At 67.2% G+C, this 12,813-nt stretch carries 11 protein-coding genes; 3 read left to right on the top strand and 8 right to left on the bottom strand.

Translation table 11 applies throughout. From position 1 onward, the window contains the following. Positions 1-49: 49 nt before the first annotated feature. The 6 genes from smc to prfB form a co-directional block, all read right to left on the bottom strand. A complete protein-coding gene (smc, locus tag AC2EWF_RS12170; RefSeq protein WP_483639625.1) occupies positions 50-3,559 on the bottom strand; it encodes a chromosome segregation protein SMC in 3,510 nt (1,169 codons plus the stop codon). 143 nt (positions 3,560-3,702) lie between these two features. Beyond that, the gene (locus AC2EWF_RS12165) at positions 3,703-3,954 is read right to left on the bottom strand and encodes a BolA family protein (protein ID WP_483639624.1); all 252 of its coding nucleotides are present in this window, start codon (positions 3,952-3,954) and stop codon (positions 3,703-3,705) included. Beyond that, positions 3,951-4,250, bottom strand: coding sequence for a YciI family protein (locus AC2EWF_RS12160; protein WP_483639623.1), 300 nt, complete (start codon positions 4,248-4,250; stop codon positions 3,951-3,953). The genes AC2EWF_RS12165 and AC2EWF_RS12160 overlap by 4 nt, the downstream gene beginning before the upstream one ends. A 441-nt stretch (positions 4,251-4,691) precedes the next feature. After that, positions 4,692-6,215, bottom strand: a complete 1,524-nt coding sequence (gene lysS / locus AC2EWF_RS12155) for a lysine--tRNA ligase (protein ID WP_483639622.1) — start codon at positions 6,213-6,215, stop codon at positions 4,692-4,694. A gap of 172 nt (positions 6,216-6,387) precedes the next feature. Next, positions 6,388-6,735 carry a hypothetical protein gene (locus AC2EWF_RS12150; protein WP_483639621.1) on the bottom strand — a complete coding sequence of 116 codons (348 nt, stop codon included), beginning with the start codon at positions 6,733-6,735 and terminating at the stop codon, positions 6,388-6,390. 86 nt (positions 6,736-6,821) lie between these two features. Beyond that, positions 6,822-7,947 (bottom strand): peptide chain release factor 2 gene (prfB, locus tag AC2EWF_RS12145; protein ID WP_483639620.1). Its coding sequence is split into 2 segments (ribosomal slippage): positions 6,822-7,871 and positions 7,873-7,947, totalling 1,125 coding nucleotides; the frame shifts between segments, so codons are not numbered across the junction. Positions 7,948-8,076: 129 nt separating this feature from the next. Here prfB and AC2EWF_RS12140 point away from each other — a divergent pair. Further along, positions 8,077-8,736, top strand: coding sequence for a class I SAM-dependent methyltransferase (locus tag AC2EWF_RS12140; RefSeq protein ID WP_483639619.1), 660 nt, complete (start codon positions 8,077-8,079; stop codon positions 8,734-8,736). Positions 8,737-8,871: 135 nt separating this feature from the next. Next, positions 8,872-9,294 carry a VOC family protein gene (locus AC2EWF_RS12135; RefSeq protein ID WP_483639618.1) on the top strand — a complete coding sequence of 141 codons (423 nt, stop codon included), beginning with the start codon at positions 8,872-8,874 and terminating at the stop codon, positions 9,292-9,294. A 111-nt stretch (positions 9,295-9,405) separates the two neighbouring features. Here AC2EWF_RS12135 and asnB read toward each other — a convergent pair whose 3' ends face one another. Next, positions 9,406-11,103 (bottom strand): asparagine synthase B, encoded by a 1,698-nt coding sequence (gene asnB, locus AC2EWF_RS12130; RefSeq protein ID WP_483639617.1) that lies wholly within the window; start codon positions 11,101-11,103, stop codon positions 9,406-9,408. A 357-nt stretch (positions 11,104-11,460) separates the two neighbouring features. Then, a complete protein-coding gene (locus tag AC2EWF_RS12125; protein WP_483639616.1) occupies positions 11,461-11,835 on the bottom strand; it encodes a SpoIIAA family protein in 375 nt (124 codons plus the stop codon). 171 nt (positions 11,836-12,006) lie between these two features. Here AC2EWF_RS12125 and AC2EWF_RS12120 point away from each other — a divergent pair, with 171 nt between their 5' ends. Further along, positions 12,007-12,795 carry a hypothetical protein gene (locus AC2EWF_RS12120; RefSeq protein WP_483639615.1) on the top strand — a complete coding sequence of 263 codons (789 nt, stop codon included), beginning with the start codon at positions 12,007-12,009 and terminating at the stop codon, positions 12,793-12,795. The last annotated feature ends 18 nt before the right edge of the window (positions 12,796-12,813 follow it).

Here is a 12,813-nt window from a genome sequence, read left to right as displayed (position 1 = left end):
CGGGCGAACGCGCTTCCTCAATTCAAGTCCCGGGCATGGGTGGCGATGCTCAGGCGGTACCCGCCAGTTTAGCCGCTTCGGCCAGGTCCACCTGCACCAGACGCGACACGCCGGGCTCGCGCATGGTGACGCCGCACAGCTGGCTGGCTGCCTCCATGGTGGCCTTGTTGTGGCTGATGAAGATGAACTGCACCCGCTCGCTCATCTCGCGCACCATGCTGGAGAAACGGCCCACGTTGGCCTCGTCCAGCGGCGCGTCCACCTCGTCGAGCAGGCAGAACGGCGCGGGGTTCAGATTGAAGATCGCGAACACCAGCGCCACCGCGGTGAGCGCCTTCTCGCCGCCGGAGAGCAGCGAGATGTTGGATGGACGTTTGCCGGGCGGGCGCGCCATGATCGCCACGCCGGTATCGAGCAGGTCGTCACCGGTGAGTTCGAGGTAGGCGTGGCCGCCGCCGAACAGGCGCGGGAACAGCTCCTGCACGCCGGCGTTGACCTTGTCGAAGGTTTCCTTGAAGCGCGCGCGCGTCTCGCGGTCGATCTTCTTGATCGCGCCTTCCAGTGTTTCCATCGCGCTGGTGAGGTCGGCCAGCTGGTTGTCCAGGTAGGTCTTGCGTTCGCTCTGCTCGGCATGCTCCTGGATCGCGGCGAGGTTCACCGGCTCCAGCCGCACGATCTTCTGCGCGAGGTCGGCCAGTTGCTGCCTCCACTGCGCCGCATCCGCGTCCTCGGCCAGTTCGGCGAGCAGGGTTTCCAGCTCCAGCCCGGAAGCGGCGATCGCCTCGGCCAGCTGCTCGGCGCGCAGTTGCAGCGCCTGCGCGGCGAGGCGCTTTTCGGACAGGCTTTCGCGCAGCCCGGCGAGACCTTGTTCGGCGAGGTGGCGGCGCTGTTCCAGCTGGCGGAGGGCGATGTCGCATTCTTCCAGCGCACGGCGCGCCTCGACCAGCTGCCTGTCCACCAGCAGGCGCTGGTCGAGGTAGGTCTGCCGTTCGGCCTCGAGTTCGGCGATGGGGTCCGAACCGGCGGCGAGCTGCTCGGCGATCTCGCCGCGGCGCGCCTCGATCTGGCGCAGCTGGTTTTCCATGCGCGCCAGCGACTGTTCCAGCGACGTGAGCGAGGAACGCTTGGATTCCAGCGACAGCGCCAGCGCGTGCGCCTGGTCGGCGGCTTCGCGCGCGTTCATGCGCGCTTCCTCGCGCGCCTCCAGCAGCGCACGGCGCTCGTTCTCCAGTTCGCGGCGCTGGTCCTCGAGGTCGCCCATGTGGCTGACTGACTCATCCAGCCGCGCACGGGCTTCGCGGGTCTGCGTCTGCAGTTCGTCCAGCTGCTCGATCAGGGTGGCCAGTTCGCTGGCCACCTTCTCGCCGCGGGCACGGGCGGTTTCCAGCTTGCCGCGGTGGCTCTGCAGCTGGCCGGCGAGCTCGCTCTGGCGGCGATGCGCGTTGTACAGCTCGCGCTGGGTGTCGTCGCGGGCGCGCTCGGCCTCGAACTTGCGGGTACGCAAGTCGTCGAGCTGCGCCGTGCATTCCTCGATGCGCGCTTCCAGCGCGGCGACCTGCTCGGTCAAGGTGCGGATCTCGCGCTCGCGCGCCAGCACGCCCACCTGGTTGCCCTGCGCACGGCGCACGCGCGCCCAGCCCGGGCCCAGCCACTCGCCGCCGCGGGTGATCACCGACTGGTAGGGCGCCAGCGCGGACAGGCCGGCCACGCGCTGGTGCGCCTCGTCCAGCGTTTCGGCAATGAGCACGTGGCCGAGGATGGCGATCGCCGCAGCCGGGCCGCGCACGTGGGCGGCCAGCGTGCCGGCGGTGTGGGCGCCGCCCTCGGCAGCATCGAGCAGCGCGAGGTCGGCGTTCTCCAGCGCGCCGAAGTCGGCGGCCAGCGCATGCGCGCCGTCGACCAGCACGCTGTCGATGAAGCCGGACAGCACTGTTTCCACCGCGGTTTCCCAGCCGGCTTCCACTTGCAGCGTCTCGCCAAGGCGGGGCGACTTGTCCAGGCTCAGGCGGGCGAGCCACTGGCTGGCGGCGTTCTCCTCCTGCCCCAGTGCGGCGTGTTGCAGGGCCTCCAGCGAAGACTGCCGGCCGCGGGCGGTCTGCAGCTGCGAGCGCGCCTCGTTGAGCGTGGACTGCAGCTGGCGCTCCTCGTCCAGCACCTTCTCGTGGGTGGTCTTGTGCTGGTCGAGCAGGCCGCCCAGCGATTCCACTCGCTCGCGCTGGGTGTCGTGCTCCAGGTGCATCTGTTCGGCGGCGGCGTCCAGCGCGGCGAGGTCGGTGGCCTTCTGCTCGGCTTCCAGCGCGTCGCGGCGCCGGGAAAGATCGATGGCCTGGCGGTCGAGGTAGTTGAGCTTGGTGCGCTCCACCTCGGCGGCGCGGCTGGATTCGCCGGCGGTGCGGGTATGTGCGTCCCACCGCTGCTGCCAGTCGGCAAGCCTGGTCTCGGCGCTGCGCTGGGCTTCGGCGGTGTCGTCCTGCAGCTGCTGCAGGGCTTCGAGTTTCGGTTCGCCCTCGGCCAGCGCCATGCGCAGGGTTTCGACCTGGCTGCGGTCGCCGGCGATGTGCTCGGCCAGTTCGTTGCGTTCGCGCTCGGCCTCGCCCTGGGCGCGCTGCAGCCGCTCCGCGGTCTCGCGGTTGTGGCGTACCTGTTGCTCGACGCGGGCGATCTCGGCACCGACCTTGTAGACCTCGGCCTGCACCCCACCGAGGTGCTCGCCGGCCGCGGTGTGGCGCTCGCGCATGGCTTCGATCTGCGCCTCGATCTCGCGCTGGCCGGCCAACTGCTTCTCGATCTCGATCTCGGCGGCGGACAGGCCCGCGCCCTCGCCGTCGTGCTGGCCCTTCAGGGCCCGGTATTCCAGCGCGCGCAGCTCGGCCTGCTTGCGGGTTTCCTCTTCCTTGTAGGCCTTCCAGCGCTCGGCGGCGCGGGCCTGGCGGTTCAGGTGTTCGAGCTGCTTGTCCACTTCGTCGCGCACGTCCTTCACGCGGTCGAGGTTCTCGCGGGTGGACTTGATACGGCTCTCGGTTTCCTTGCGGCGCTCCTTGTACTTGGAGATGCCGGCGGCCTCCTCCAGGTGCGTGCGCAGCTCCTCGGGATGCGCCTCGATGATCTGCGAGATCATGCCCTGCTCGATGATCGAGTAGCTGCGCGGGCCCAGGCCGGTGCCGAGGAACAGGTCGGTGATGTCGCGGCGGCGGCAGCGCGCGCCATTGAGGAAATAGAGGGACTGCCCGTCGCGCGTCACCTGGCGCTTGACCGAGATCTCGGCGTACTGGCCGTACTCGCCCTGCACGGTGCCGTCGGCGTTGTCGAAGATCAGTTCCACCGTGGCCTGCCCCACCGGCTTGCGCGAGGTGGAGCCGGAGAAGATCACGTCGGTGAGCGAGTCGCCGCGCAGGCGGCTGGCCGCGCTCTCGCCCATCACCCAGCGGATCGCGTCGATGATGTTGGACTTGCCGCAGCCGTTCGGCCCCACCACGCCGGTCATGTTGGCCGGGAGGTGCAGGGTGGTGGGGTCGACGAAGGACTTGAAGCCGGCGAGTTTGATCGTGGTCAGGCGCATGCGGTCATCGCAGGGAAATCGGAGGGCGCCCAGGGGCCTGGGCGACAAGGCACTGTGCCAAAGGAGGGGCGGTGCCGCAATGCATTTCTGCATGAGATTTCACTGCAGAAATGCATTGTATCGACTTGTTTGTTAATTCTTTTCTACCCGGCGTCTATCGACAGCGCATGGATGCCGCGATTCATCAGGTCGTCGAGCGTGGCATAGATCATCCGGTGGCGCCTGATCGGCAGCACGCCGGCGAAGGCAGGGCTGACGATGCGCACGTGGTAATGCCCCTTGCCCTCCCCCGCGTGGCCGCGGTGCAGGTGGCCTTCGTCCACTACCTCCAGCTCCGTGGGCGAGAACGCGGCCGCGAGGCGCGAGCGGATCTGCTCCGCCATCGCCTCACTCATGGCAGGACCTTGCGGAACGGCTTGACGCTCACCTCGGCATAGACGCCGGCAGCCACGTAGGGATCGACCCTGGCCCAGGCCTCGGCGTCGGCCAGCGAGGCGAATTCCGCCACGATCATGCTGCCGGTGAACCCGGCCGGCCCGGGGTTTTCCGACTCGATGGCCGGAAACGGGCCGGCCAGCAGCAGGCGTCCCTCGTCCTGCAGCCGGTTCAGTCGCTCCAGGTGTTCCGCGCGAGCGGCGAGCCGCCGGTCCAGCGTGCCGGGATGATCCTGGGCGATGATCGCGAACCACATGGGCAAGGCTCCGTTGCAAGGCGAGTCGGCAATTTTACCCGACTGCGCTGCCCGGAAGGTGCTGAGTGAGGGATGCGTGCTGGCCGCGACGTGGGTTGATGCTTTTGCCTTACCTACGAACCCTTGATCGATCGCTGGACGATGCACAGCGATGGCTTCTTGTTGAAGTCGAATTGAAGGTCCGAAGTAGCCAGGATCGGTGCGCCCACGAGGAATGCGGGGAATGCGAGGAAAGAGACAGCCGGAGTGTCGTCGTTTCTCAAGCAAGAGCGCGCGTAGGCTAGCTTGCCGCAAGCCCGCATCAGCAGAGCCGGGACGGCCGGCATGATTGTGCAACAGCGCTAAACCGCGTTGCGGCAACACACTCGTGCGTACCCGCCTGAAACGCTCAAGGCCCGCGATCGCAGGCCCTGTCGGATCACATGCCACCGGCGGAAAGGCTCAGGCTTCCGGCCGCATGTACGGGAACAGCAGCACGTCGCGGATCGAGGCGGAGTCGGTGAGCAGCATCACCAGGCGGTCGATGCCGATGCCGAGGCCGCCGGTGGGCGGCAAGCCCACTTCCAGCGCGCGGATGTAGTCGGCGTCGAAGTGCATGGCCTCGTCGTCGCCGGCGTCCTTGGCTTCCACTTGGGCCTTGAAGCGGGCGGCCTGGTCTTCCGGGTCGTTCAACTCGGAGAAGCCGTTGGCCAGCTCCTTGCCGTTGACGAACAGCTCGAAGCGGTCGGTGATGCCCTTGTCGGCGTCGTTCTCGCGTGCCAGCGGCGAGACCTCGACCGGATGCTGGGTAATGAAGGTGGGCTGGATCAGGGTGTGCTCCACCGTCTTTTCGAAGATCTCCAGCAGCAGCTTGCCCCAGCCGTAGCCGTCCTTGACGTGGATGCCGAGACGCTGCGCGTGTGCGGCCATCGCCGCGCGGTCGCGCAGTTCCTCGCGCTTGATCCCGGGATTGTGCTCCAGCACCGCGTCCTCCATCGTCCAGCGGCGGAAGGCCGGGCCGACATCGATTTCGGCGCCTTCCCAGGTCAGCCGGGTAGTGCCGATCACCGACTTGGCCGTCTCGCGAATCACGTTCTCGGTGAGGTCCATGATCTCGTTGTAGGTGGCGTAGGCCTGGTACAGCTCCAGCATGGTGAACTCGGGGTTGTGCCGGGTGGACACGCCCTCGTTGCGGAAGTTGCGGTTGATCTCGTAGACGCGGTCGAAGCCGCCCACCACGAGCCGCTTCAGGTACAGCTCCGGCGCCACGCGCAGGTAGAGGTCCATGTCCAGCGCGTTGTGGTGGGTGATGAAGGGCTTGGCCGTGGCGCCGCCGGGGATGACGTGCATCATCGGCGTCTCCACTTCCATGAAGCGGCGCGGCGCGGCCTCCAGCCACTGGCGGATGAAGCCGATGATGCGAGAGCGCTTCTGGAAGGTGTCGCGCGCTTCCTGCGTGACGATGAGATCCACGTAGCGCTGGCGGTAGCGCTGCTCCACGTCGGCCATGCCGTGGTGCTTGTCGGGCAGCGGGCGCAGGCTCTTGGTGAGCAGGCGCAACACGTCAACCCTCACCGACAGCTCGCCGGTCTTGGTGCGCATCAGCACGCCTTCGGCGCCCACGATGTCGCCCATGTCCCAGCCCTTGAACGCCTCGTAGGCGCCGTCGCCCACCGTACCCTGGTGGATGAACAGCTGGATGCGGCCGGTCATGTCCTGGATCTGCGCGAAACTGACCTTGCCCTGCACGCGCTTCAGCACGATGCGGCCGGCCACCTTCACCCGGCGCTGCGCCGCCTCGACGACCTCGGCGGTGTAGGCGTCCTTGTCGGCGTACGCGTCCTGCAGGTCGCCGACGAAGCTGTCCACCTTGAAGTCGTTGGGGAACGGGATGCCTTGCCCGCGCAAGGCCGTGAGTTTCTCTCGGCGCTCGGCGATCAACTTGTTCTCGTCGACGACAGGCTGGATATCGGTGGTATCGCTCATGGGGTTTCCGTAATGAATGGGAGCGCCTGCGTTGTTGTCGTGACGCCTTTCGTCTCTCTGCGGGAGCGGTAGGAGCGCACCCTGTGCGCGATTGGCTGTGTGCCTTGCCCAGGATCAGTGCCATCGCGCACAGGGTGCGCTCCTACAAAACCTTCTCGCGAAGGCTGGGCGCTCAACCGCCCTTGCCGAACACTTTCTTGGTCGCGTCCTTGGTGGCGTCCCAGCCTTCCTTCGCGCCGTGGCCGATGGCCTTGCCGACGTCCCTGGCGCCGTGGCCCACGGCGATGCCGGCCTTCTTCGCGCCGTGGCCGATGCCGGTGCCGGCCTCCTTGGCGCCATGGCCGACCTTCTTGGCGACATGCCTGGTCGCATGGCCCACGTCGCGCGCGCCGGTGGCGACGCCGTGGCCGACGTCCTTCGCGCCCTGCTTGATGTCCTGGCCCGCGCTCTGCGCGCTCGCGCCGAACGCCGCCAGGGCGGCACAGGCAAACAGGATGCTGCAGATCTTGCTGGCATTCATGCTGGCTACCTCGTCTGGGTGGAAAACCGGGGAAGGTCGATACAGGCGGTTTTCCGTGCCGCGGCCGAAGCCGCGGCACGGACTACTCAGGCATCGATGCGCTTGGCGCCCGCATCCAGGCCGGACTTCAAGCTGGCCTCGATGAACTCGTCGAGGTCGCCGTCCAGCACCTTCTGCGTGTCGGAACGCTCCACGCCGGTGCGCAAGTCCTTGATGCGGCTCTGGTCGAGCACGTAGTTGCGGATCTGGCTGCCCCAGCCGATGTCGGACTTGGTCGCTTCCAGTGCGTCCTTCTCGGCGTTGCGCTTCTGGATCTCGATCTCGTACAGCTTCGCGGCCAGCATCTTCATCGCGCGGTCGCGGTTGGCGTGCTGGCTGCGCTCGGTCTGGCAGGCCACCACCACGCCACTGGGCACGTGGGTGATGCGCACCGCGGACTCGGTCTTGTTGACGTGCTGGCCGCCGGCGCCGGAGGAGCGGTAGACGTCGGTCTTGAGGTCGGCCGGGTTGATCTCGATGTCGATGTCGTCGTCGACTTCGGGCGAGACGAACACGCTGGTGAAGCTGGTGTGGCGGCGGTTGTCCGAATCGAACGGACTCTTGCGCACCAGGCGGTGGACGCCGATCTCGGTCTTCAGCCAGCCGTAGGCGTAGTCGCCCTCGACGCGGAACGTGGCCGACTTGATGCCCGCCACTTCCCCGCCGGAAACCTCCAGCAGCTCGGTCTTCCAGCCGCGCGACTCGGCCCAGCGCAGATACATGCGCAGCAGCATCTCCGCCCAGTCCTGCGCCTCGGTGCCGCCGGCGCCAGCCTGGATGTCCACGAAGGCGTTCGCCGAGTCCATCTTGCCGGAGAACATGCGCTGGAATTCAAGCTTGGCGACACGGGTTTCGAGCTTGGCCACGTCGTCGGTCACCGAGGCAACGGTGTCCTCGTCGCCATCCGCGGCAGCCATCTCCACCAGTTCCTTCGCGTCGGACAAACCCGAAGTCAGCTCGTCGATGCCGGTGACCACGGTGTCCAGGCGGGCGCGTTCGCGGCCCAGCTCCTGCGCGCGCGGCGGATCGTCCCAGACGTTGGGGCTTTCCAGCTCGCGGCTTACTTCTTCGAGGCGCTCACGCTTGGTGGCGTAGTCAAAGATACCCCCTAAGCGACTCGACGCGGGCCGTGAGGTCCGCGATCTGCGCGAGGATCGGATTGGTCTCGATCATGGATTGGCACGTCGTGCGAATGGCCCGCCATGGTAGCAAAATTGCCGCACTGCGACAGACGGCGGACGACGGTCGGGCGTGCCGCCGGCGTTACCATGGCGGCCCGGTACCGCAGGCCGGAGCGCCCCCATGTCCAACCGCAGCCTGAACCTCGACGACACGTTGTACGACTACTTGCTCGCACATTCCTTGCGCGAGCATCCGGAACAGGTCGCCCTGCGCGGTGCGACGCGCGGCCATCCCCGCGCCGGCATGCAGGTCTCGCCGGAACAGGGCCAGTTCATGGCCCTGCTGGTGAAGCTGCTCGGCGCGCGCCGCACCCTCGAGATCGGTGTATACACCGGCTACAGCGCGTTGTCGGTGGCGCTCGCCCTCCCCGACGACGGCCGCATCCTTGCCTGCGACATCAGCGACGAGTACACCCGCATCGGCCGGCCGTACTGGGAACGCGCCGGCGTGGCGCACAAGATCGATCTGCGGCTGGCGCCGGCGCTGCAGACACTCGATGCGGAACTGGCCGCCGGCGCATCCGGCCGCTACGACTTAGCCTTCATCGACGCCGACAAGACCGGCTACACCGCCTACTACGAGCGCTGCCTGCAGCTGTTGCGCCGGGGCGGATTGATCGCGATCGACAACGTGCTGTGGAGCGGCGCCGTAGCGCATCCCGCGCAGGACGACGACACCCGCGCGCTGCAGGCGCTCAACCAGCATCTGCACCACGATGAGCGTATCGACCTCTCCATGCTGCCGGTCGGCGACGGCCTCACCCTGGCCCGCAAGCGCTGACTCGACCGCCGATCCGTCAGGACGCGGCCCGTTGCTGCACTCCGCGCATCACTCCATCCGGAAGCGGCGCAGGCGTCGCCCAGATGTAACCAGCGCACACCGGCAGGTCCCTATGCACCTCACGATGCGAAGACCATGAACCAGCTCGACCAGTCCAGCAAATCGCCGCGCCCCACTTTCAATTCGATCGCCGCCCATGCTTACGTCAGCGATGTCGCCGCAGCCCTCGCTTTCTACACGGGCAAGCTCGGCTTCGCTCTGGATTTTGCCTATGGCGAGCCACCGTTCTACGCCCAGGTCAGCCGCGACTGCGCGCGTATCGCCTTGCGGCTTGTTCCGGCGCCAGTGTTCGCCGATGGCGTCCGCGAACGCGAACAGTTGCTCTGCGCGTCAATCACCGTTGAGAGCGCAGATGAAATCGAGCAGCTTTTCCTCGCCTTCCAGGCGACCGGCGTGGACTTCCACCAGATGCTCCGAAAGCAACCTTGGGGCGCCCGGGACTTCGTCATTTCCGATCCCGACAGCAACCTGATCCTGTTCGCCGGGCCGGCGGGCTGACCTGCACGACGCCCGGCCCGTTTTGCAGGACCCGCCCCCTGCTCGCGAGCGGGCAACGGCGGGCTTGCCTTGCCATGATGCCGCCGTTGCCGCACCTCGGCCTGGACGGGATCAGACCAGCGCCTGCTCGTGCACGCCGCGCACCGCCCGCCCCGATGGATCGGCCATCGCCGCGAACGCGGGATCCCAGGCCAGCGCCGCCGGCGAGGAACAGGCGATGGACTTGCCTCCCGGCACGGTGGCGGCGCAGGCCTCGCCCGGATAGAACTGCTCGAAGATGCGCCGATAGAAATACGCCTCCTTGGTGGCTGGCGTGTTGAACGGGAAGCGCGCGGCTGCGGCGGCGAATTCGCGGTCGCTCACCATCTGTTCGGCGTGTGCCTTCAGGCCGTCGATCCAGCCATAGCCCACGCCGTCGCTGAACTGCTCCTTCTGCCGCCACAGGATCTCCCCGGGCAGCGCACCTTCGAAGGCCGCGCGCAGCACGTGTTTCTCGATCCTGCCGTGGCCGGCCCCGCTTTTATCGACCATTTTGTGCGCGGCATCCATGCCCATCGCCACGTCGATGAATTCAAGGTCCAGGAACGGCACGCGCGCCTCCACGCCCCAGGCCATCATCGCCTTGTTCGCGCGCAGGCAGTCGTAGCTGTGCAGCGCGTCGAGCTTGCGCACGGTTTCCTCGTGGAAGGCTTCGGCCGAAGGCGCCTTGTGGAAGTACAGGTAGCCGCCGAAGAGCTCGTCGGAGCCTTCGCCCGACAACACCATCTTCACGCCCATCGCCTTGATGCGGCGGGCCAGCAGGTACATCGGCGTGGCGGCGCGGATGGTGGTGACGTCGTAGGTCTCCAGGTGGCGGATCACTTCCGGCACCGCATCCAGCCCCTCCCAGAAGGTGTAGACGAAGCCGTGGTGCACCGTGCCCAGCGCATCGGCGGCGACCTGCGCGGCGGCGAGGTCCGGTGAGCCTTCCAGGCCGATCGCGAAGGAATGCAGGCGCGGCCACCACGCTTCGCTGCGGTCGCCGTCCTCGATGCGCTCGCGGGCGAACCTGGCGGCGCAGGCGGCGACCAGCGAGGAATCGAGACCGCCCGAAAGCAGCACGCCGTAAGGCACGTCGGTCATCAGCTGGCGATGCACGGCCTGCTCGAAGGCATGGCGCAATTCGCCCGGCGCCGGTGCGCGGCCCTGCGTCGCCGCGTAGTCGCGCCATGGCTTGGCGTAGTAGCTGCGCAGCTCGCCCGTGGCGCTGTCGTAGACGTGGCCTGGCGGGAACGCGGCCACATCCGCGCACACGCCCACCAAGGCCTTCATCTCCGACGCCACGCACAGCCGACCCTGCGCGTCGTGGCCCCAGTACAGCGGGCAGACGCCAATCGGATCGCGCGCGATCAGGTAGCGCTGCGCCGCGCCGTCCCACAGCGCGAAGGCAAAGATGCCATTGAGTTTCGGCAGGCCCTGCCCGATGAATTCAGCCGCGCCCTGCTCGCGGTACAAGGCGTTGATCACCTCGCAGTCCGAACCGGTGGTGAAGTCGTATGTGCTGGCTCCGCGCAGTTCGCGATGGTTGTAGATCTCGCCGTTCACCGCCAGCGCCAGCGCGCCGTCGCGGGAGCGCAACGGCTGCGCACCGGACGCCGGGTCGACGATGGCCAGCCGCTCGTGCACCAGGATCACCCCGGCATCCACGAACACTCCGCTCCAGTCCGGACCGCGATGGCGCTGCCGTTGCGAAAGTTCCAGTGCCTGGCGGCGCAGCGCGGCAAGGTCGTCGCCCGGCTGCAGGTCGAACATTCCGAAAATCGAACACATGGTGAAATTCCTCGGTGTCGGCGCTCTTGTTGAAAGCCGGCCATGGATGGCCGGTTCTGCACTGCGCGGATGGAGCCGCGCACAAACCAAGCACACAAAAAGACCAAGGCCCGCTTTTGGCGGGCCCCGGTCGCGTGTCTGCAGGTGTTGCTTCCAGCTACGCGCGGGCCCGCCAACGGCTGGCGTTATTGTTCGCGCGATTGTTATTGCTGTTGACGGCCGCCGCGAAACCCCGCGCGGCAGGCGCGGTGGCGTTCGGGAACAGGGCGGTCGCGGAGATCATGGGCGGACTACACCATGAAGACCTGCACCGGCGCAAGTGACGATTTCGCATGTGGGGATTTGGCCGTCCATCGACTAGCTCTCTGCAGGCTCGGCGATCCAGCGCGCCGCCTCCTCCAGCTCGGCCAGCCCGAACAGCCGGAAATCGGCCGGCACCAGAAAGCGCGTCGCCTTGGTCGCGGTGCGCAGCCACGGCACGTCGGTCACCAGCGCCACGCGGTCCCAGCCGCTGATGTGGCGGATGCCGAGCATGAAGTCGTCCCACATCGCGCCCGCGTCGAAACCGGTGAAATCCGGCGCCACCACGAACAGCATGCGCAGCTTGCGGTTCAGCGCGAACACGGCCTCCACGTCCGGCACCAGTACCTGCTCGTAGTCGGCGGCGGTCACCTGGCCATGCGCGCGAAAGCCCAGCGTGCCGGGCGGCAATCCATCGATCTGCTCGAGCATGACGGTCTCCATGGCGGACGGATGGCCAGTCTCGCGCGCATGCCGTGAACACCGCGCAAGGCCGGCGGCGTTCATGTGGCCTGCACGCGCCGATAACGCGGCTGCGCGGACAGTAAAGAGGATCCGGTGCACGCACCCGGATAGGGGGACTCCAATCACCGGAGCACTGCCATGAAAAAGCTGCTTTATGCGGTTTCCGTGTTCGCGCTGCTGATGCCCGCCATGGCGCTGGCGCAGAGCGCATTCAACGGCACCTGGAAAACCGACCCGGGCTCGATCCACGACACGGGCAAGCCCATCGTCATCACGCTCAAGGACGGCATGTTCCGCTGCTCCTGCAGCAATCCGCCGTACACCGTGAAGACCGACGGCGAGGACCATCCCGTGTCCGGGCACCCGGGCTTCGACAGCGTCGCGGTGAAGATCGTGGACGATCACACCATCCAGCAGACCCTCAAGAAGGCCGGCAAGGTCGTGCAGACGCTCACTGTCACCGGATCCGCGGACGGCAAGAACGCCAGCGAGGAGTTCACTGACGACAGCGGTACGAAACCGGTGACCGGCAAGGCGGCCATCTACAAGGTGGCCAAGGCGCCACCCGGATCGCACATGCTGGCCGGCTCGTGGAAGATGAAGCGTTTCGACAACATCTCCGACGCCGCCCTCACCTTCACCTACAAGGTCGACGGGGACAATGTGAGCTTCAGCGACCTTACGGGCAACTCGTATGCCGCGAAACTCGATGGCCCCGCCGTGCCGTACCAGAACACCATGGGGGCCAAGGACACCGTGACGGTGAAGAAGCTTGGTCCCCACAGCCTGCGCGAGACCTACGAGCGCGACGGCAAGGTGCAGAGCACCAGCACGATGACCGTCTCCGCCGACGGCAAGAGCATGAAGAGCATCAGCCACGACATGCACAACGACATCACGACCACCGCCACCTCGCACAAGCAGTAGCCCGCAGTTCCGGCAGGG

Source organism: Rhodanobacter sp. sgz306013 (assembly GCF_057031145.1).
This window is presented reverse-complemented; position numbering and strand designations above follow the sequence as displayed.

Coding starts and splice junctions, on each gene's coding strand:
- asnB (WP_483639617.1), bottom strand. CDS start 11,103: ATGTGTTCGATTTTCGGAATGTTCGACCTGCAGCCGGGCGACGACCTT.
- smc (WP_483639625.1), bottom strand. CDS start 3,559: ATGCGCCTGACCACGATCAAACTCGCCGGCTTCAAGTCCTTCGTCGAC.
- AC2EWF_RS12135 (WP_483639618.1), top strand. CDS start 8,872: ATGAACCAGCTCGACCAGTCCAGCAAATCGCCGCGCCCCACTTTCAAT.
- AC2EWF_RS12120 (WP_483639615.1), top strand. CDS start 12,007: ATGAAAAAGCTGCTTTATGCGGTTTCCGTGTTCGCGCTGCTGATGCCC.
- lysS (WP_483639622.1), bottom strand. CDS start 6,215: ATGAGCGATACCACCGATATCCAGCCTGTCGTCGACGAGAACAAGTTG.
- AC2EWF_RS12125 (WP_483639616.1), bottom strand. CDS start 11,835: ATGCTCGAGCAGATCGATGGATTGCCGCCCGGCACGCTGGGCTTTCGC.
- AC2EWF_RS12160 (WP_483639623.1), bottom strand. CDS start 4,250: ATGTGGTTCGCGATCATCGCCCAGGATCATCCCGGCACGCTGGACCGG.
- AC2EWF_RS12150 (WP_483639621.1), bottom strand. CDS start 6,735: ATGAATGCCAGCAAGATCTGCAGCATCCTGTTTGCCTGTGCCGCCCTG.
- AC2EWF_RS12165 (WP_483639624.1), bottom strand. CDS start 3,954: ATGAGTGAGGCGATGGCGGAGCAGATCCGCTCGCGCCTCGCGGCCGCG.
- AC2EWF_RS12140 (WP_483639619.1), top strand. CDS start 8,077: ATGTCCAACCGCAGCCTGAACCTCGACGACACGTTGTACGACTACTTG.